General features: G+C 63.7%; 16 protein-coding genes and 2 pseudogenes. 10 read left to right on the forward strand and 8 right to left on the reverse strand.

The window, feature by feature from the left end:
* Positions 1-12: 12 nt before the first annotated feature.
* Both AB0313_RS18960 and AB0313_RS18965 read right to left on the reverse strand, forming a co-directional pair.
* Positions 13-249 carry a hypothetical protein gene (locus tag AB0313_RS18960; RefSeq protein WP_138605593.1) on the reverse strand — a complete coding sequence of 79 codons (237 nt, stop codon included), beginning with the start codon at positions 247-249 and terminating at the stop codon, positions 13-15.
* 218 nt (positions 250-467) lie between these two features.
* A pseudogene (locus tag AB0313_RS18965) lies at positions 468-1222 on the reverse strand (chromosome partitioning protein ParA); the annotation flags it as partial.
* Here AB0313_RS18965 and AB0313_RS18970 point away from each other — a divergent pair.
* The 5 genes from AB0313_RS18970 (at position 1206) to istB (ending at position 6621) form a co-directional block, all read left to right on the forward strand.
* The gene (locus tag AB0313_RS18970; RefSeq protein WP_366307540.1) at positions 1206-1859 is read left to right on the forward strand and encodes a phosphatase PAP2 family protein; all 654 of its coding nucleotides are present in this window, start codon (positions 1206-1208) and stop codon (positions 1857-1859) included. The pseudogene AB0313_RS18965 and the gene AB0313_RS18970 sit on opposite strands and share 17 nt — an antisense overlap.
* 32 nt (positions 1860-1891) lie before the next feature.
* Positions 1892-2977 carry a YihY/virulence factor BrkB family protein gene (locus AB0313_RS18975; RefSeq protein ID WP_366307542.1) on the forward strand — a complete coding sequence of 362 codons (1086 nt, stop codon included), beginning with the start codon at positions 1892-1894 and terminating at the stop codon, positions 2975-2977.
* 146 nt (positions 2978-3123) lie between these two features.
* The gene (locus tag AB0313_RS18980) at positions 3124-4008 is read left to right on the forward strand and encodes a multidrug DMT transporter permease (protein ID WP_366307544.1); all 885 of its coding nucleotides are present in this window, start codon (positions 3124-3126) and stop codon (positions 4006-4008) included.
* 112 nt (positions 4009-4120) lie between these two features.
* Entirely contained in the window at positions 4121-5806 is a 1686-nt protein-coding gene (gene istA, locus AB0313_RS18985) for an IS21 family transposase (RefSeq protein ID WP_366307546.1), read from the forward strand.
* Positions 5803-6621, forward strand: coding sequence for an IS21-like element helper ATPase IstB (istB, locus tag AB0313_RS18990; RefSeq protein ID WP_366307548.1), 819 nt, complete (start codon positions 5803-5805; stop codon positions 6619-6621). The genes istA and istB overlap by 4 nt, the downstream gene beginning before the upstream one ends.
* Before the next feature lie 13 nt (positions 6622-6634).
* Here istB and AB0313_RS18995 read toward each other — a convergent pair whose 3' ends face one another.
* From AB0313_RS18995 to AB0313_RS19005, 3 genes are all read right to left on the reverse strand, one after another.
* A complete protein-coding gene (locus AB0313_RS18995) occupies positions 6635-6982 on the reverse strand; it encodes a DUF3024 domain-containing protein (RefSeq protein WP_366307550.1) in 348 nt (115 codons plus the stop codon).
* A gap of 371 nt (positions 6983-7353) precedes the next feature.
* Positions 7354-8202, reverse strand: a complete 849-nt coding sequence (locus AB0313_RS19000) for a hypothetical protein (protein ID WP_366307552.1) — start codon at positions 8200-8202, stop codon at positions 7354-7356.
* 268 nt (positions 8203-8470) lie between these two features.
* On the reverse strand, positions 8471-8647 hold the full coding sequence (locus tag AB0313_RS19005; protein WP_366307554.1) for a CsbD family protein: 177 nt from the start codon (positions 8645-8647) through the stop codon (positions 8471-8473).
* A gap of 399 nt (positions 8648-9046) precedes the next feature.
* Between AB0313_RS19005 and AB0313_RS19010 the strand changes: the two genes are divergently transcribed.
* Positions 9047-9358 (forward strand): sensor histidine kinase, encoded by a 312-nt coding sequence (locus AB0313_RS19010; RefSeq protein ID WP_366307602.1) that lies wholly within the window; start codon positions 9047-9049, stop codon positions 9356-9358.
* A 101-nt stretch (positions 9359-9459) separates the two neighbouring features.
* Here AB0313_RS19010 and AB0313_RS19015 read toward each other — a convergent pair whose 3' ends face one another.
* Complete coding sequence (locus AB0313_RS19015) at positions 9460-10407, reverse strand: diguanylate cyclase (RefSeq protein ID WP_366307556.1); 948 nt, start codon at positions 10405-10407, stop codon at positions 9460-9462.
* Entirely contained in the window at positions 10404-13211 is a 2808-nt protein-coding gene (locus tag AB0313_RS19020) for a response regulator (RefSeq protein WP_366307558.1), read from the reverse strand. The genes AB0313_RS19015 and AB0313_RS19020 overlap by 4 nt, the downstream gene beginning before the upstream one ends.
* Positions 13212-14195: 984 nt before the next feature.
* Here AB0313_RS19020 and AB0313_RS19025 point away from each other — a divergent pair.
* A complete protein-coding gene (locus tag AB0313_RS19025) occupies positions 14196-14372 on the forward strand; it encodes a DUF1059 domain-containing protein (RefSeq protein ID WP_366307560.1) in 177 nt (58 codons plus the stop codon).
* A 62-nt stretch (positions 14373-14434) separates the two neighbouring features.
* On the forward strand, positions 14435-15604 hold the full coding sequence (locus AB0313_RS19030; RefSeq protein WP_366307604.1) for an EAL domain-containing protein: 1170 nt from the start codon (positions 14435-14437) through the stop codon (positions 15602-15604).
* 494 nt (positions 15605-16098) lie between these two features.
* Here AB0313_RS19030 and AB0313_RS19035 read toward each other — a convergent pair.
* Positions 16099-16263: pseudogene (locus AB0313_RS19035) on the reverse strand (DUF4383 domain-containing protein); the annotation flags it as partial.
* 286 nt (positions 16264-16549) lie between these two features.
* Between AB0313_RS19035 and AB0313_RS19040 the strand changes: the two are divergent.
* A complete protein-coding gene (locus AB0313_RS19040) occupies positions 16550-17161 on the forward strand; it encodes a hypothetical protein (RefSeq protein ID WP_366307562.1) in 612 nt (203 codons plus the stop codon).
* A 197-nt stretch (positions 17162-17358) separates the two neighbouring features.
* Positions 17359-18108, forward strand: a complete 750-nt coding sequence (locus AB0313_RS19045) for a hypothetical protein (RefSeq protein WP_366307564.1) — start codon at positions 17359-17361, stop codon at positions 18106-18108.
* Positions 18109-18112: the final 4 nt, after the last annotated feature.

An 18112-nucleotide genomic window follows, 5' to 3' on the forward strand; every position in this document is an offset into this window, starting at 1 on the left:
GGCCTTCTTTTGTTATGAGGCGATGCGAATGGGCAGCTCCTGCTGATAGTCGTCTTGGTCGAGGGCGGCCAGATCTTCCTTCAGTTGTGGCTCGACAACGGACAGAAGGTATTCCGTGACGGTCAGGCCCTTATGGGCTGCCACTTTGGCGATACCGTCAGCAGTGGGTTCGGGTGAGCGAAAACCAATGAACTTACGCAGGCCTTTGCTGGGGCGCCCGCCGCCTCGATTAACTGCTACTGCCGTCATTTGCTTGTCCTTTGATTTTGTAGCCGCCGCGTAAACGGCTACAGCTTCATCGTTGTATTGCCTGCCACCAAGACGACTTCCATGTCCCTGCGACTGCTCTGAAACTATCACTGGCCAGTAACGCCTCTGAGGATTTGTTTTCAGAAAACGGAAGCGTGTCGCCTTTGTGACCTGCTGCTTTGGCCTTCTTGGGGTGGGGAGCATCGGCGGAGCGTGGCTTAGAAGCCCTTGGCCACGGCGGCCGCTGCGGCGAGCCAGGCGCGTTGGGTGGGGGGTTGGAGGGCGTCGTAGCGGATGGGTCCGTTGACCAGTGCGGGGTCGTAGGGGATGCGGACGACGGCGCGTACGTGCGGGGTGAAGGCTTCGGCAATCCTCCGAGCTTCGTCTTTGGCGCGTTTGAGCGCGTCGCCGCTCATGCTTCGTTTGGCATCGGTGGATTCGGAGACGATAGCGACGGCGTTGCGGGCCAGCTCGGCGTCGTGGCCACCGCGGGATTCGAGAATTTGGAGGGTCAGTCGGGCGGCTTCGGCGCGGTCTTCGATTGCTGTCACTGGGACGACGAGCTGGTTGGCGTGATGGATCATGCGTCGCCAGTTCGCGGCGCGTGCGGTGTTTCCGGAGTCCATGACGATCAGCCGGTAGTAGCGGGTGAGTACCTGGTGGGCGATGTCCACTTCTTCGGCGGTCACTTCGTGGTCGCCTTCATCATTTTCGTCCGAGCGCAGGACGTCGAACTTGTCCGAGGTCTGGTGGTGGACGAAACCGGGCGATCTCGGCCGTTGGTGCTGGGGGAGAGCAATGCCTGGGATGAGTCGATGAGATCAAGGACGGTGTTGTTGTGGCCGCCCTTTTCGGTGCGCCAGCCGAGGGTGCCTTGGGATTCGTTGTTGTCCCAGGCGACGGTCGCTGCGCCGCTGTAGCTTGGCCCGCACGGGGCACTGATCCTGATCTTAACCGTGGGGATACTGTTCGCCTCTTTGCTCGCGTTCGCCACGGGGTCCGTGTATGAAGCGGTGACGGACGCCGATGGTGTGGCGGGCTTGGATCACCCCGTCCTTGCTGCTGCGATGAGTCTGCGCAGCCCCGGGCTGGATACCGCGGTCACCGCTTACACGGATGTGGGTGGGACAGTCGGGATGCCCATCCTGGGTTTGATTGCCACCACCTGGTTGGCCGTGCGGCGCCGTTCCTGGACCCCAGTGATTTTGATCGTGACGGCCGCGGCCGGGTCCTTGTTTATGACCATTGCCGGGAAGCAGCTCATCGGCCGGGCGCGGCCCCCGCTCAGTGACGCTGTCCCGCCATACGAGTATTCCCCGTCATTTCCCAGTGGGCATTCGCTGAATTCGTTCGTGATCGCCGGGATCGTGGCCTATGTGATCATTCTTCGTTGCCGCACCCGGCGGAGCCGCGTCATCACGGTCACGGTGGCAGCGGTCTTCGCGCTGACTATCGGGTTGAGCCGGGTGTTCCTGGGTCACCACTGGCTCACGGATGTGCTGGCCGCCTGGACCCTCGGCGCGGCGTGGCTTACCCTGGTCATCACCGCCCACCGGCTCTACCTCACGACCCGAAAAACAGAAGCCGGCGCCGCCGGTGAACACCGATGACCTGGCGTCGCCGGCTCAGCAGGGTGAAATCCATGGCAGGTGATCAAGGACGGAACACCAGTTCCGCTAAGGCGCGCACGGCCCCGCCCCCGGATGACGCCCGTAAGCCTGAGGCTCCGCCCCAGCTCAGAAAACAATTCTGGAGCTACGGCATCAAAAGGACCATCCGGGAGTTCAGCAAAGACCAGTGCCCGGATCTTGCCGCAGCCTTGACCTACCACGCAGTGCTCTCAGTGTTCCCGGCCTTGCTGATTCTGGTCTCTTTACTGGGCCTGATAGGACGGGGAGATGAGACGGCGTCAGCTCTGCTGTCCGTTGTGCAGAAGGTCGCGCCCGGTTCGGTGGACTTCATCAAGGCCCCAGTCCAGCAACTCACCCACGCCCCGTCCGCCGGTTTCGCCCTGATCGCCGGGATTGTCGTGGCCTTGGGGTCTGCTTCCGGCTATGTGGGTGCTTTCGGCAGGGCGATGAACCGGATCTATGAGATCGACGAGGGGCGTCCTGTATGGAAGCTGCGCCCCACCATGATTGCCGTGACACTGGTGGCGGTGATTTTGGTTGCCCTGATGGCCGTCATGCTGATCGTCTCCGGCCCGATAGCAGAGGCCGCCGGCCAGGCACTTGGCATAGGCGATGCCGGACTGTTGGTCTGGAACATCGCCAAGTGGCCCATCATTATCGGGCTGCTCATGGTGGTAATAGCGATCCTGTATTACGTCACCCCCAACGTGAAACAACCCAAGTTCCGCTGGATCAGTATGGGTTCCTTCGTCAGCCTGGTCGTCTTCGCCCTGATTTCGGTGGTCTTCGGCCTGTACATCGCCAATTTCAGTAACTACGAGAAAACGTACGGCACCATCGGCGGGGGAATCGTGCTCCTGCTGTGGGTCTGGATCCTGAACATGTCGTTGCTGTTCGGTGCCGAGTTGGATTCCGAAGTCGAACGCGCACGGGAACTTCAGGGCGGTATCGAAACCGAGGAATCCATCCAACTGCCCCCACGCGACACTAAACGAAGCGACAAGCTTCACGAAAAGGAGCAGGACGAGATCAGCACAGGCCGCCTTTTGCGGGAGGAACATGGTGATCAGGACCCCGGCGACACCACTTCTCCTTAATTGCCACTGGCCAGCACAGGGACACGCCAGCCTGGATCAGGTGGTCCCGAAACACAAAACCGAAGTCGATTGCGACGGGGATCGTCAAGGTCAGCGTGTCAGGTGGAACCGCCCCTGACGAACGGCGGAATAGGTAGGGTCGGATCATGATGCAGGTTTCCGCCGTGTCCGCTTTGTCGTCGTATCACTGGCTCGGCATCCCGATTGCTGTTGCTGGGGCGGTTCTGCTGGCCCTCGGCACTCTTTTCCAGCACAGCGCCGTTGAACGCCAAGGTGCCGCGCCGGGCCGGGCGGCCGGGAGTATGGGCGGCGGCCGCTTGCAGGCTCTGGTGCGCAAGCCGGCGTGGCTGGGCGGGACCGCCATGCTGGGAGCCGCGATCCTCCTGCAGCTGACCAGCCTGAGGTTCTCGCCTCTGATCGTTGTCCAGCCCATCGGCGCGGTCGCCTTAGTCGTGACGACCCTGGCCACGGCAAAGATCACCGGCAAGCCTCCGGGGCGCCGGGTACTCACATCGGTGGCTCTGTGTATCGGCGGGGTCGGTGCCTTCGTGACCGCCGCTGCCATCTCCGCCCAGGACGTTGAGATCAGCGACCGGCACCTGATAACCATCCTCGTCATGCTTGGGATTGTCCTCGCCGCGCTGGGGGCGGGGTTTGGCCTGTGGCGTCACCGCTGGGGTGCCATCGTCTTCACTGCCGGGGCAGGGATCCTTTTTGGGTTCGTCGCGGCCCTGGCCAAGACCGTCATCGGCCGGCTCTTGCAGGGGAATTTCGAGTGGCTCTCCCTGACGTGCCTGGCAGGGCTGGTCATCGCAGCCCTGTCCGGTTCCTTCCTGGTTCAGAACGCTCACACCCGGGGCACACCGGAAATCGTGGTCGCGGGCCTGACCGTCATCGACCCGATGGTCGCTGTGACCATCGGCATCACGGTCCTGGGGGAAGCTGATACCGCCTCACCTGCAGCGTTCCTGGCCTTCATCCTGGCGGGTGCGACAGCCTGGTTGTGGCAGTTTGAGTTGGACCCGGTGTGACGGTTTGATTTGAGCCCACCTGTCGACTCGCCGGGTAGCTTGTGACGGTTTGAGTTGGACCCACCCCAGCGTTGTTCTCATCTGATTGGTTTCCAAGGGTGGAGGGCATGGGATGGGGTCGAAAGTGGAGTTGTTTGCCAGAATTCGCCGGGACGCGCGGGTGGAGGGATTGTCTATTCGTGCGCTGGCCCGACGCCACGGGGTAGGGCGTCGGATCGTGCGGCTGGCGTTGGACTCGGCGGAACCGCCACCACGGAAGACGCCGGTGCGAGTGGCCCGCCAGCTGGAGCCGGTCAAGGTACTGATTGATGCGATGCTGTTCGAGGACCTTCAGGCGCCCAGGAAACAGCGTCATACCGTCCGGCGGATCTTCGCCCGCCTCGCTGATGAGCACGGATTCTCCGGTGCTTCCTATTCGACTGTCCGGGATTATGTCCGGGTGAAGCGTGCGGAGATTGAGGCCGCCGCTGGGCGGGGACCGGAGGTCTTCGTTCCTCAGGAACACGCGCCCGGCGCCGAGGCCGAAGTCGATTTCGGGGACGTGTGGGTGGATCTGGCCGGGGTCCGGACCAGATGTTATTTGTTCGCTTTCCGGCTCTCTCATTCCGGTAAAGCCATCCACCGGGTCTATCCGACGTGTGGCCAGGAGGCCTTCCTGGAGGGCCATATCGACGCGTTCGAGATGGTCGGCGGCGTCCCGTCGCGGCATATCCGGTACGACAACCTGTCGAGCGCGGTAGCTAAGGTCCTTTACGGAGGCGGCCGGCAGAGGATCGAAAACGAACGTTGGGTGCTGTTCCGGTCCCACTTCGGCTTTGATCCTTTTTACTGCGAGCCTGGCATCGCAGGGGCTCATGAAAAGGGCGGGGTCGAAGGAGAAGTCGGCAGGTTCCGGCGGAATTTCCTGACCCCGGTCCCGGCCGTTGATTCCCTGACCGAGCTGAATAGGAAAATCCGGGCATGGGACGAGAGTGAGGACCGTCGGCGGATCGGCAACAGGATCAACACGGTGGGCCAGGACTTCGCCGCTGAGCGTCCTTTCCTGGCGCCGGTGCCGGTTGAAGGGTTTGATCCGGGACTTGTCCTCACCCCACGGGTTGACCGCTCAGCCCTGATCAGTGTCAGGACGGCCCGTTATTCCGTTCCGGTCCGGTTCATCGGCCGCAGAGTGCGGGTCTCACTGCGGGCGACCGAGATCCGGGTCTTTGATGGCAGAACACTGATCGCCACTCATCCGCGCACGGTTGCCAGGGGCGGGCAGTGCGTTCAGCTGGATCACTATCTGGAAGTGCTGCGCATCAAGCCCGGCGCCCTGCCGGGCTCCACCGCCTTGTCCCAAGCCCGCGCTTCTGGTGTTTTCACTCCGGCCCATGACGCTTTCTGGGCAGCGGTCAGGAAAACCGACGGCGACGCGGCAGGGACCAGGGAACTGATCGATGTTCTGCTCCTGCACCGCTCGATGGAGGCCCGGGACGTCGTCGACGGAATCACCGCAGCCCTGCAGGTCGGGGCAGTAACGGCCGATGTCGTCGCAGTGGAAGCCCGCCGGGCAGCAGCCGAACGCGGCACGGTGCGGGGCCCGGTCGATCAGAGAGGCCATGGGCCGGCGGAAATTGTTCAGCACCGCGTTCTCAGCCTCACCCAGCGGCGCCTGACAGACCCGGCGGCAGTGATCGCCGGGTTGCCGGCCGACAAACGACCGCTGCCATCGATAGCGGCATACGACCGGCTCCTCCGACTCCCGGACCGCGCTGCGGCCCCCGGTCCCATCCCTGCCAGAGAAGGAAACGCATCATGAGTCCCACCTCACCGGTTGTCATTACCCAGACGCTGCGCCGCCGGCGCGGGATGACGGAACAAGCCGCCATGGCCGCCGTGGAACAGGCCTGCCGCCGTCTGCGCCTGCCAACGATCAGGACCGTGCTTGAGGAAGCACTGGCCGTTGCGGGGAAAGAACAGCTCTCCTACCAGGGATTCCTGGCGGAGTTGTTGCTCGCCGAGTGTGATGACCGGGACCGGCGCAGCTCACTACGGAGAGTGAAAGCGGCGAACTTCCCGTGCGATAAATGGCTCGGTGACTTCGACTACGAGGCAAACCCGAACATCAACCAGGCCACGATCAATACCCTCGCCACCGGGGACTGGATCAGGAAAGGCCAGCCGCTGTGCTTCATCGGGGACTCAGGAACCGGGAAATCCCACCTGCTCATCGGTCTCGGCACAGCCGCCGCGGAAAAGGGATTCAGGGTCAGATACACCCTGGCCACTAGGCTGGTAAACGAGCTGGTCGAGGCCGAAGACGAAAAAGTCCTGGCCAAGACCATCGCCCGCTACGGCCGCGTCGATCTGCTGTGTATTGACGAATTGGGCTACATGGAACTGGATAAACGCGGCGCCGAGCTCCTCTTCCAGGTCCTCACCGAACGCGAGGAGAAAGCGTCCGTGGCCATCGCAACCAACGAATCATTCTCCGGCTGGACCAAAACCTTCACCGACCCCCGCCTCTGCGCGGCGATCGTTGACCGGCTCACGTTCAAAGGCACCATCATCGAAACCGGAACGGACTCCTACCGGCTGGCCCACACCAAAAACCAGCAACTCCTGGAGGAATGAATACCCCTGGCTGCTATCCCCAGAAAATAGGGTCCCCGCTCTTATCCACATGATCCAGCAGAACCTGAAGACTCGGGCTGGGGGCAAGGAACCGGTACTGATGGAACTTCAGATTCCGGTCACGCCAGAACAAGGTCCACAACCCTGTCTTCTTCGTAAAAGACATCCGCGCTATCGGGAACCGCGACCACTCCGTCTGCCCACCCTCATCCCACGGCGGCCGGCATTCAAGAATCGTGATGTGACGGGCACCGACATCACACTCCACCCGCATCTCATCCCTGAACCTCGCAGGGACCCGCTCAGCACACCAACGGCGCGCACGGGCAACATCAAGCTCAGGCAATCCGGAAGAAACCATACCCACGATAATCCCAGAAGCACCACCAGGTGGGCTCAAATCAAACCGTCACAGTGGGCCCAGAACTACTTGACACAACCAACAGCCATCGCAGGAGTCATCCTCCTCTCCACCGTCAAAAAGCACGAGGATGCGCCAGCCCCGGAACAGACCTAGAAGGTCGAGAGGGTGGTGGGTGGACATGATGTCGCCTTCCCCAGCGGTCCGGATCGGCTGGCTGCGTAATCCTGTGGTTTATAGTTTCCGCTGGTCCTCCACCGCAAGACCACATAATCCGTGTCTGGCCTTCAGGCGCGCTCTTTTCGGACGCCCGTTTTCAGCCACCCCCTCGAATGAAAAGCCCCAACTGGTCCCTTAGCGCCGGGTCGTGGCTACTTGGCGGCGGGGGCAGTAGTGGCCACGGTAAGGCCTGGATCGGTCTGTCCGTCAGCTCCGTACGCGGCGCTGCCCGGGCGTGCCGTCTGGGCGGACTGAGTCGGAGCCAATGACGGCTGCGAAGTATCTTTACCGGCAGGGTCTGTCTGCTTCGAGGTTGCCTGGCTGGTGGCGGTTGGCGAGGCTGTGCTTTCCTCGGTGGCTTTGGTGGCGCCCGCCGTCGGCGAGGTGCTGGGGGCGGGCAGCTTGGCGCCCGGATCCGCATCCTTCGCCGGAGCGCTACCGGTATTCCCAGTGCTTGAGGCCACCTGGGCGATACCGGTTTGGAGAGTCTCGGTGCCCTTCGACAGGGACGTTCCGGTAGCTGCCTGGACGCCCACAACGGACCCGAGGCCAATCACGAAGATCGCTGCGCTACCAAGGGCCATTCGGCCCCGAGTAGGCAAGGACCTGCCTGGCTTCGTCGCCAAGGGAGGAGCCGCTTGTTCGAGTGGTGTGGGGAGCGCCGAGACCTCGCTGGAGGTGACCCGGATGGTGCTGGCCGTGACTGGAGGCTGGCCAGCCGTGGTCCTGGTCGCGTCCTGGCCGCGGCGGGGCACGACCCGCATGAGTTGCTCGTGGCTCTTTTCCAGGGAGGTGCGGAACAAGGGCACGGCAACGGCGGTGATCACACTAAGGATAAAGGCACCGATCACGGTCCCGCCGAGTCCAAGGTGCCCGCCGATGACTGATGCTACTGCGGCCGCACCACCGCCGGCGATGACCTGTGTTGGGCTCAAGTCAAGGCCCCGCTTGGGCTTGGAGTCGTCGGTTGCTGCTTCAGGGGTGTCGTCGTTCTTGATCATGGTTCCCAGGTTGGTCTTAGCGGAAGTTCCGCGCCGAGGGTCAGTAGACGGACTGGATTGCGCACCGTCCTCTTGGCGCTTGGTCTTTAAGATTTCCACGCCCAGCAAAGAGTTTCAGCGGCCACGCCGTGAACATGATTAATGACACATCGGCCCACACGACGTCCTCCGTCCGCGGCAAGCGCCTGAGCAGCAGTAATACCCGGCTGGCCCTTTCTGAACACGAAAATGGGCGCGCCCAAGTGAGCGCGCCCATCCTTAATTTAGGTCAGTGCTTTTTGAAGGTGTCCTTGATCTTTTCGCCAGCCTGCTTGAGGTCGGCCTTAACCTGGTGGCCTTTACCCTCGGCTTTCAGCCGGTCGTTGCCACCGGCGTCGCCCGCGGCTTCCTTGCCCTTGCCGTGAAGTTTCTCAGCGGCGTTGTGAACCTTATCTCCGAGTCCCATGGCCCTGCCTCCTGCATTGTCGCAACCGCTCACTGCGGCTGTACCTCCAGTAAGCATCCCCCGGTGACGGTTTTCAAGGCAGGCCCTCGCCGGCGAGCACGCAGCCGATGCCGTCGGCCACAGTTTCCAAAAGCCCTTCTACCCTCATTGGGCTCCTGAGGGCTGGTGACACCGACCATAAGCCTTGGCCGGCGTCCTATCGTTCTGAGAGGAGGCGGCCGCAAGGGTGTTGCCTACCACTCGCGGCGGCACTGGCGCGATGTAACCTCTACAACGTTGGCTACATGCGGACTCAGGACGTCAGGTTAGACTCTCAGCCCCTCCCTTAGGCGTGTCCCGAAACCAAGTTTTGGACCCAATCCTGACGCCTTGAGCACGCCCATCCGACGTCAGGTTGGGGTGTACCCTGATCCAACGGTCAGACGTAGCTATTGGCTTAGCAGTCCCGCCTGGGGCGGAATTGTTTCCGGCTTCCGCTTACAACGTCAATTGCGTCCTCATTACGGACCGCTGAAGGACTTCCTCAGCGTTGGTCGGTGTTTGTCCCGGTTCGAGTGCCGGGACGGGGTTCCAGTCCGATGGCTGCATAGCATTGGGTTGGGTTTGGCGACGTGTTCCAGGATTGCGGCCGCGCATGGAGGTCGGCTCGAGATTTCCGGGAATCCCGGTGAGGGCACGACGGTCAGTTTGTTTCTCCCAGCGGATGGCTAATTTGCTGCCTACGGCAGTGGCGGGGCCCGGGGACGACGGGGTGGTAGCTGATTGGCAGGGCCCGGGAGCGCGTTGCCGATGGGGTGCCGGGAGGTGGTGTCCTAACGGGGCTCCGGTGCGGCGGCCGGGTTCTGTGGCCGGTCCCCGGCCGCCTGGATACGGTTTTTGCCTGCGTTTTTTGCCTTGTACAGCGCGTCGTCGGCTTCCTGAAGCAGACGTGTGCCGCTGGGTCGATGGCCGGGGGCACTGGCTGAGACTCCTGCGCTGAGGGTGAGGAAACCGGTCGTGGTGCCTTGGTGCGGGATGCCAAGGGCCGAGACCGCCGCGAGGAATCGTTCCAGGGCGCAGATTGCTTCGGGAAGTCGTTGGTGGGGGAGCAGGAGCAGGAATTCTTCGCCTCCATACCGGTAAATCCTGTCGCTGTCGCGCGCTTGGCTGGACAGCACGTTAGCGACGGCTTGGAGCGCAGTGTCTCCTGCGGGGTGGCCGTAGGTGTCGTTGTAGCTTTTGAAGTCGTCGATGTCGCAGAGAGCGACACAGAATCCCTGTGCATATCTGGCGCTTCGGCTGTGCAATTCTTCGAGGTCCTCGGAGAGTGTGAGGCGGTTGCGGAGCCCTGTCAGTGGGTCGGTGCGGGCCTGCTCGGAGAGCGCGGCGCGACTTTCGGCGAGGTCGGTGTGGAGGGTTGTGACTCTCTGGGCGGTGAGGAGCCGGGTGTGGAGGTGGAAGGGGTCCAGGGGTTTGGTGACGTAGTCGTCGGCTCCGGCGTCCATGCCGGCCAGGACGTCATTCCGCGATCCGTGGGAGGTCACGAGGACCAGATAGGTGTAGGTGTCGGTGTCGGCGGTGCGGATGGCGCGGCAGAGGCTGAGCCCGTCCATTCCGGGCATTTTCAGGTCTGTCACCACCACGTGCGGCTGATGGCTGCGGTAGAGCTCCCAGGCAGTATCGCCGTCGGCCGCGGTGATGCACTCGTGTCCGGATTGTTCCACCGCTGCCCTCGCGACCAGCAAGGACCCCGGGTCATCATCAACGACCAGCACCCTCATAACGGACGGGCCGTCGCGGCTGTCAGGGCCGTGTCGACCCGTTCGAGTTCGGTCACCAGGCGTGCGAGGAGTACGGCGGCGTGGGGTTCGGCGTTCCGCCCTTCGCGTTCGAGTTGGTCGCAGATCGCCGCGGCCCCGGTGGCGCCGATGTTCGCGGCGGCGCCTTTGAGCTTGTGGGCGGCCTGTGTCAGGGCGTCTGCGTCCTGGTCCAGTATTGCCTGTCGCAGGCTGTCCACGCTGGGCTTTATACCTTCTCGGAACGCCGCTGCCGCCTCGGGCAGCAGCCCCTGGGCGTTGCCGCCGCCGAGGTTGCGCAGGATTTCCAGCCGTCCCGGGTCCAAAGCGTGCTCGCCCTTTGGGGGCACCGTAGAAGGGGCCCATGTGGTGAGGAGCTCTGCCAGGCGGGTCAGATCGACGGGTTTGGTGAGGTACGCGTCCATTCCTGCGGCCAGGCATTTGTCGCGGTCTTCAGCCAGGGCTCCGGCCGTCATGGCGATGATCGGCAAGTGCCGGGAGTTCCGGTCGCGGCGGCGGATCGTGCGGGTGGCCTCGAAGCCGTCCATGACGGGCATGTGGCAGTCCATCAGGACGGCAGCGTAGCTGGTTTCCGCGGTGGCGGACACTGCCTGGGCTCCATCGTCGACGATGTCGGCCGTGTAGCCGAGTCTCTCGGCCATGCTTCTGGCGACCAGCTGGTTGACTTCGTTGTCCTCCACGACCAGGATCCGGCCCAGCGAAGGCGACGTCGGCGGGCCCGGTTTCGACGCTTCGAAGAGAGGTGCCGGGGCCGGGGCCCTGTCGGGGGCCATGGTTCGCAGCAGCCGGTCGTACAAATCGGAGCTGCGGACGGGCTTGGTCAGCCATTGCCGAATCCCGGCGGCCGTGAGCTCGGCGCCGGTCACCAGCATGGTTGAGGTCAGCATGATGAGTCGGGTGGATCCCAGTTCTTTGTCCGCACTGATACACCGTGCGAGTTCCAACCCGTTGGTGCCGGGCATGCACATGTCCAGAACAGCGACGTCGTAGGGACGCCCAAGAGCCTTTTCCTCCCGGAGCCGCACCAGGGCTTTTTCCGCGCCGTCGACGGATTCCGGGACCATTCCCCACCCGGCAAGCTGGGACTGGAGGACGAGCCGGTTCGTGGCGTTGTCGTCCACGATGAGGACCCGTAGCCCCGCCAGCGGCGCCGGGAAGTCTGCCGCGGCATCTTCGGCCGGCGCCGCCGCGGGCAATGGGATCGTGACCCAGAACGTGCTGCCCTGCCCGGGGGTGCTGGCCAGCCCAATCTGCCCGTTCATCGCCTCGGTGAGGCGTTGGCAGATGGCCAGGCCAAGACCGGTACCGCCGTACCGGCGGGTGGTGGAGGCGTCAGCCTGCGAAAACGACTCAAACAGGCGACTATGGTCTGAGGGATCGATTCCTATGCCGGTGTCGCGGACCTCGAAGCGCGTGACGTTTTCGCCTTCGTCGCCGGCGACGCTGACCCGGATGGCCACTTCTCCGGCCGGGGTGAACTTCACCGCGTTGGTGGCCAGATTCAGCAGGATCTGACGGACCCTGCCGGCGTCGCCCACCAGACGGGCGGGGAACTCGGGGCTGCAGTACCCGATGAGTTCCAGCCCCTTGGATTGTGCCTGTTCACTGAGAAGGGCCGCGACGTCGTCCACGAGGCGGCGGGGGTCGAACTCGATGAGTTCGAGATCGACCTTCCCGGCCTCCAGCTTGGAGAAATCAAGGATGTCGTTGATCAGGTTCAGGAGCGCCTCAGCGGCGGTCTTGACCCCTTCCAGGTATTGCCGCTGGGTTCGATCCAGGTTGGTTCCCAGCAGCAGTTCCGTCAATCCCACAACGCCGTTCATCGGGGTCCGGATTTCGTGGCTCATGGTCGCGAGGAACTCAGATTTCAGCCGGCTGGATTCCACCGCGGATTCCCGCGCGAGCCGAAGCTCCGTTTCGGTGCGCCGCCGATCGGTGATGTCCTGGGCAATCGTGGCGACACCATGGATACCGTCACTGCCCATGATGGGGGACATGGTCACGGACACCGGAACGACGCTCCCATCCCCCCGCACCCGCTCAGTTTCATACGTGTGTGTTTCGCCGTCCCTGCCGGCAGCGGTCCGGAACGCCTCTTCCTCGGCTAGGAGGTGGGCGGGGATAAAGAAGGAGGAGTGTCTGCCGATGGCGTCCCCGGCCCGGTACCCGTAGATCCCTTCCGCCCCGGGATTCCAGCTGGTAATAACACCCTCAAGGGTTTTACCCACGATCGCGTCGGCCGTGGAATTGACGATCGCACCCAGACCTTCCAGCTGCGCGGTCCGCAAAGCCACCTTCGATTCAAGGTCCCGGGTCAAGGTGATGTTCTGAAGGATAATCACCACCTGACGCACGATGACCAACGTCAGCACCAGCACACCGGTGACCAGCAGGAAAGGATCATTTTCAGTTCGCAGGCGGCCCGGGGACACGGCCGCGGCGCCCAGGACCGGAACATACGGCAGCAGTTCCAGAGCCAGCGAGTAGATCCGGCGGTCGCCTGTGCGGCGCACCCCACGGGGGACCAGCGGAGCGAGCGCGATCAGAAGGAACGCGGCGACCCACCAGGCCGCCAACGGGGTCCCTGTCAGGCCGGTGACACCGTTGAAGGTCAACTTGACATACGTGCTGTCAGTAAAGGCGAGGACGAGCAGCCCGCCGCCGAGGCACAGCCATCGGGACCGGTCCTCCCGGGCGCTCCGCATCGTCAGGACCAGGACCAGGGACACCAGAACCACGTCAACGATCGGGTATGCCACCCCCGTCATGTGACCGAGGAATTCCTGGTCCGCAGCCTTATACACCGGTCCGAGAACCGTGGCCCAACTGACATACAAAACGGCGGCGGCAATGACCGAAGCATCCAGAAGAGTCCGCAGCAACGCGGCCCCAGAAGACCGGAACCTCGGGAACAAAAAGAGAGACACGGCTGCAGGCAGGGAATACCCGATGAATCCCGCGTCCGCCAACGAAGGGAAGGGGTACACATGATTCAAGGTCAGCCCGTAAAACGTCCATAACCCCTGCGCCGCCAACCAGACCAGCACCGCAACTGCCATGATCCGCCACGCCCGCGCCTCACGGCCTGGACCCCGCCCAGCCACCCCGCAACTGACCAACGCCAAGAGGGCAGCCAGCAAAATCGAGAAATCGCCGATCACCTGTGCAGCCGGGGTACGGGGGCTTGCCTGCAAGACCCCGTAAAGGCCGGCGACCGCGGACGCGGCGGCAACAAACAACCACACCACCGGGAGACGCGTCCCCCGAAGCCGCTGACCAACTGATGACCATAGTGATAACACGCGGAGTCCTCCCACTGCGGCTGCACTGAACTGAGACCCAGACCACCGCTGACAACATTCTACGGCGCGGCCGGAGCGCCGGCAGGGAGCACCTCGTCGACAATCAGGCTGCCAGGTTGGGAGCGCCATTCGTCGGCGAGGTGCGGGCCGTACTCAGCGCAACAGGGTTCGCTGCCGCGATGCCTGGTACTGCGTCGAGCAAAAAACGGTGAGGTGTCAGCGGGCAAGCCCTGCACAGCCGCTACTACGCCGCCGTTGAACGTAAAGACAGGGGCTCTGCAAGCATCGGCCACGCGAGCGGCAATAGTTGAGGCCCGTGCGGCACGTTCGCAAGCATTTTGACATGGGCCGTTACGGGGTGCGGGGTGCATTACTCATGGGTTACGAGGCCTACCATTGCACGGGCCCAGTGAGTTATGGTGGCATTCGTTGGTGGAAAAGGGGGCATCGATGAAGTCATTCGCCTGTGGTGACGTGGTACCGGGGTGCGAGGCTACTTGGGTGTGTAGCACCGAGGATGAAATTGTTGTCAACGTGGCCGCCCATGCGGCTACTTCCCACGGAGTGGTTGAGTTGCCCGCGTCGCTCGTCCGGTCCGTGCGCGAGGCCATCGTGCCGGTAGGCTGACCTTGACAGAGGCCGGGGCGCCCTTCAGGCCCGTCGGGTCCGGCCCTTCCGAGTGGGAACGGATGCTGGACGCAGCCTGCAGGGGCGAAGGACTGTCCACGGCGTACCAACCCATTGTAGACACCCGGCATGCTACGGTCGCAGGCTATGAGGCTTTAACCCGATTTTCCGGCTTCTCCGAGCACAACCCGGAGGTTTGGTTCAGGACGGCCAGGGCATTGGGCCGGTCTGCGGAACTGGAATCAGTCGCGCTGCGGACAGCATTGAAAGCTCGGCCGCAGTTGCCGAGGAATTGTTTTCTGACCCTTAATATCTCCCCCGATACGCTGTCCTCCGGGCCTGTGAGAGATGTATGGGACGGTGAAAAGGGTTTGGGCGGCCTCGTCATCGAACTGACCGAGCAGACCCCAATCGAATCCTATGAGGGGCTTAGACCCGATCTGGACCGGTTACGGGCCTCGGGAGCTTCCATCGCCGTAGATGACGCCGGGGCCGGGTACGCCGGGTTGCGGCACCTGCTGACGCTTCGTCCTGCAATGATCAAGATCGACCGGGACCTGGTCCGGGGTGTTGACCGCGATGAAGCCCGCCGGGCGCTGATCGGAATGCTGGGGGCCTTCGCGGACCGGATCGACGCGTGGATACTGGCCGAAGGGGTGGAGCGTGCCGAAGAGTTGGACGCCCTCGTGTCGCTCGGTGTCCCTCTGGCCCAGGGCTATCATTTGGGGCGCCCTGCACCGCCATGGGCACCCATGGCGCCGGGAGTCGCTGGCCAGCTGGCAAGGAAACGACGGAGTCAGTTTCCCTCACCGCGGGAACTGACCGTCCGGGACGTCGCCGAACCGTCAGTAACAATTGCAGACCCGGCGACAGTTGGCGAAACGTTCGCCGCTGACCCGTCGCTCCAGTCCGTGGTCTTGCTCGACGCCAACCAACGCCCCGTGGCCGTCCTTCGCCCCGACACCGCACTCAATGGCCTAGCGATTGCCGGGATGCGGATAAATCTGGACACACCCCTGAAAGAGGCCCTTACGAGGTCGATGACTCGGTCCCCGACGGCCCGCTTCGACCCCCTGCTCATTACTGACAGCGCTGGTCGCTTCGCAGGATTGGCCCGCATGGAACGGATGATCACCGCCCTGACCGGGGCCGAGCACCTATCGGGCTACCAGCCGGACGGACGGCCAACGGACACATACACCGCACACACGGGTGACCCACACCCACGGTGACCCTACGTGCCACGGGAGTGGCGTTTCGATATTCCACCACCGCATCGGCCCTGCCGGGGGAGCACCGCCGTGCAATGAACGCGTTGAGCCACGGCGCCCCCGCCGGCGCGTGTATCCGGCGAGCCACCTGGGAGGCACTGGAGAGGCGCGCAGTATACCCGGTCGTCCGACTGCCGTCATAGATGGACGTAAGCCCGTGGGGGAGCCTCTCACCCCTGCCATTCTGAAACGTGGATATTGGCCCTTTCGTTCAGCGCCTCAAGGAGCGGGGGGTCAAGTCGTGGGCTGCGGTCTTGGCGTGCCACGCAGGGTCCCGGCGCGCTCCAAAAGCCTAGGAGCGGCATCTGTCAGAACGTGGACGTCGTGTTGCAGGACCGCAGCCTGTACCCGCGCAAGCCCGAAATTCCGGACCGCTACGAATGGCAGGATGTCCGCGCAGCGCTCAGCAATATCCGTTGCCCCGGCCATCGATGATGCTGTTTGCAAACTCAGCATAGGTGGATGACGCTGTGAAAGGGGTTTACCGCGAAGATGATCAGGTTCGCCCCTTCGGTGGCGAAGAACCTGATCCCGGAGGTGACGGCGAAACCGGCAAGTCCGACCAGGAGGTAGACCGCGCCGAACACGGTGGCGAGGAGCCTATTGGGGGATGTGCGCATGATGGGGGAGCCTTTCAAAACAGGGCACTCAGCTCAGCAAAGTGTGTGAAGCAGACGGCCCGGTTGGAAGAGGGTTCCCCGGGTCGGGGATTCTCGCCACTGATTCGTCATCACACGATCAACGGATGGGCCGTAACCCTGGACGACGGGTCAAGTCCGGCCGTGCACGGACCGGAAGTCATGAACGTGGTGCAGGGCCAGTCCGGGAGGCCACCGGTGACGAATGCCCGGTGGCGGGGGCGGTAAGGTGTCGGCCAGGACTACCTTTTGGAAGGGCGTGTGCTTCATGGGACTCGTAAGTCCGCCGTCACGAACTCCCACGTCCCGGGGGCTCGTGATGGCTGTTGCGGCGGTCTCGCTTCTTGCCGGGTGCGGTGCCGGTCCCGGCACCCCTGCGCCAGGTCCGGCTGTTTCGGTGGCTGCATCCCCATCGGCGTCGGTGCCCCTGTATATTCCCGTTGCCGCGGCCGGTGGGCCCTCGGCGGAGGCGTTGATGGTGTGCGGGGAGGAAACCCGGGCCAATATCGTCAGGATCCTGGCACTCCCGTCCTCTCCCGGCACCGCAGCGTCCTGGGCGGACAAACTCTATACCTGCACCTACGCTTTGCCGGGCGGTGCGCTCGTGCTCTCGGTCAAGGAAGCAACGGGTCCGGATGCCGCCCATGCCTATTTTCAGGATCTGCAGCGGAGCACGGCTGGGGCTGCTCCGATCGAGGGGCTGGCGAACCTGGGGTTCCCGGCCTTCCAAACACCGGCGTCCGCGGTCTTCGTCAAGGACAACTTTGTGTTGACTGTGGACGGGGCGGCCCTGCCGGACACGCTGGGACCACACCAGGTCACCCGCGCCGCTTTCGCGTACCAGGTTGCCACCACGGTCCTGGCCTGCTGGTCCGAATAGTTGAGCCCGCCCGAGCATCGCCCCTTCCGCCGAGGTGCCAGCCGGGGGTGTTTGGGCAGGTGAAAGGCTTCAAGGGCAGAGAATGGACTTTCCTGACCTTTGCCCAATCCGTGACGTGGGGCACAACGAACCGTTAGTGTCACAGTTATGCGCGTGCCCATCAGGGGAGCGTTCATCATCAATGGAGGAAACAAGTCATGAAGAAATCAGCTTTCCTGATTGCCCCGGTCCTTGCCCTGGGCGCCCTCGCACTCTCCACCAGCCCCGCTCTCGCCGCCGACAACACGATGTACCAGGCGAACCTCGCCGCGATCAACGGCAGCTCCGCCACCGGAACGGTGATGATCACCGTCAACGGTGACCAGGCCACCGTCACCGAGAAAGTCTCCGGACTCCCTGCCTCGTTCAACGGCAAGCCCTATCCCCACGTCCAGCACATCCACATCGGCGCGAAGGGCACTTGCCCGGACATGTCCGCCGACACCAACAAAGACGGCGTGATCAGCACCACCGAAGGTGCCCCGTTCTACGGCGGGATCGGCGCGACCCTGTCCACCAGCGGGGACACCAGCCCCGCAGCCGGCACCGACCTGGCCATCGCCCCGTCCGGAGCGGCTTACACCTACTCCCGGACGATCACCCTCGACGCCAAGACCGCTGATTCGCTGAAGGCCGGCACCGGCGTCGTCGTCGTCCACGGCCTGGACCCCGCCACCCTGCCCGCAGCAGCTCAGAAAGAACCCAGCGACCTGGTCCCCTCCCTGCCCCTGGCCGCAACCTCACCGGCACTGTGCGGGACCTTGAAGGCCATGCCCGCGGGAGCCCCCGGCACCGGCATCACCACCCCCGCACCGGCCGGACCTGACCTGGGCCTGCTCGCAGCCGGCGGCGGCCTCGTCCTGGCAGCCGGCGGCGCCTACGCCCTCCGCCGCAAGATCGCAGCCTAAAGCC

It is taken from the genome of Pseudarthrobacter sp. NPDC080039, from assembly GCF_040702335.1.
Taxonomy (GTDB): Bacteria; Actinomycetota; Actinomycetes; order Actinomycetales; family Micrococcaceae; genus Arthrobacter; species Arthrobacter enclensis_A.

What these genes read in the sequence shown, in the direction of transcription:
- AB0313_RS19045 (WP_366307564.1), top strand. Translation starts at nt 17,359, where the DNA reads ATGAAGAAATCAGCTTTCCTGATTGCCCCGGTCCTTGCCCTGGGCGCC.
- AB0313_RS19030 (WP_366307604.1), top strand. Translation starts at nt 14,435, where the DNA reads ATGCTGGACGCAGCCTGCAGGGGCGAAGGACTGTCCACGGCGTACCAA.
- istB (WP_366307548.1), top strand. Translation starts at nt 5,803, where the DNA reads ATGAGTCCCACCTCACCGGTTGTCATTACCCAGACGCTGCGCCGCCGG.
- AB0313_RS19040 (WP_366307562.1), top strand. Translation starts at nt 16,550, where the DNA reads ATGGGACTCGTAAGTCCGCCGTCACGAACTCCCACGTCCCGGGGGCTC.
- AB0313_RS19015 (WP_366307556.1), bottom strand. Translation starts at nt 10,407, where the DNA reads ATGAGGGTGCTGGTCGTTGATGATGACCCGGGGTCCTTGCTGGTCGCG.
- AB0313_RS19005 (WP_366307554.1), bottom strand. Translation starts at nt 8,647, where the DNA reads ATGGGACTCGGAGATAAGGTTCACAACGCCGCTGAGAAACTTCACGGC.
- AB0313_RS18960 (WP_138605593.1), bottom strand. Translation starts at nt 249, where the DNA reads ATGACGGCAGTAGCAGTTAATCGAGGCGGCGGGCGCCCCAGCAAAGGC.
- istA (WP_366307546.1), top strand. Translation starts at nt 4,121, where the DNA reads ATGGGGTCGAAAGTGGAGTTGTTTGCCAGAATTCGCCGGGACGCGCGG.
- AB0313_RS18995 (WP_366307550.1), bottom strand. Translation starts at nt 6,982, where the DNA reads ATGGTTTCTTCCGGATTGCCTGAGCTTGATGTTGCCCGTGCGCGCCGT.
- AB0313_RS19020 (WP_366307558.1), bottom strand. Translation starts at nt 13,211, where the DNA reads ATGACGGGGGTGGCATACCCGATCGTTGACGTGGTTCTGGTGTCCCTG.
- AB0313_RS18980 (WP_366307544.1), top strand. Translation starts at nt 3,124, where the DNA reads ATGATGCAGGTTTCCGCCGTGTCCGCTTTGTCGTCGTATCACTGGCTC.
- AB0313_RS18975 (WP_366307542.1), top strand. Translation starts at nt 1,892, where the DNA reads ATGGCAGGTGATCAAGGACGGAACACCAGTTCCGCTAAGGCGCGCACG.
- AB0313_RS19025 (WP_366307560.1), top strand. Translation starts at nt 14,196, where the DNA reads ATGAAGTCATTCGCCTGTGGTGACGTGGTACCGGGGTGCGAGGCTACT.
- AB0313_RS19000 (WP_366307552.1), bottom strand. Translation starts at nt 8,202, where the DNA reads ATGATCAAGAACGACGACACCCCTGAAGCAGCAACCGACGACTCCAAG.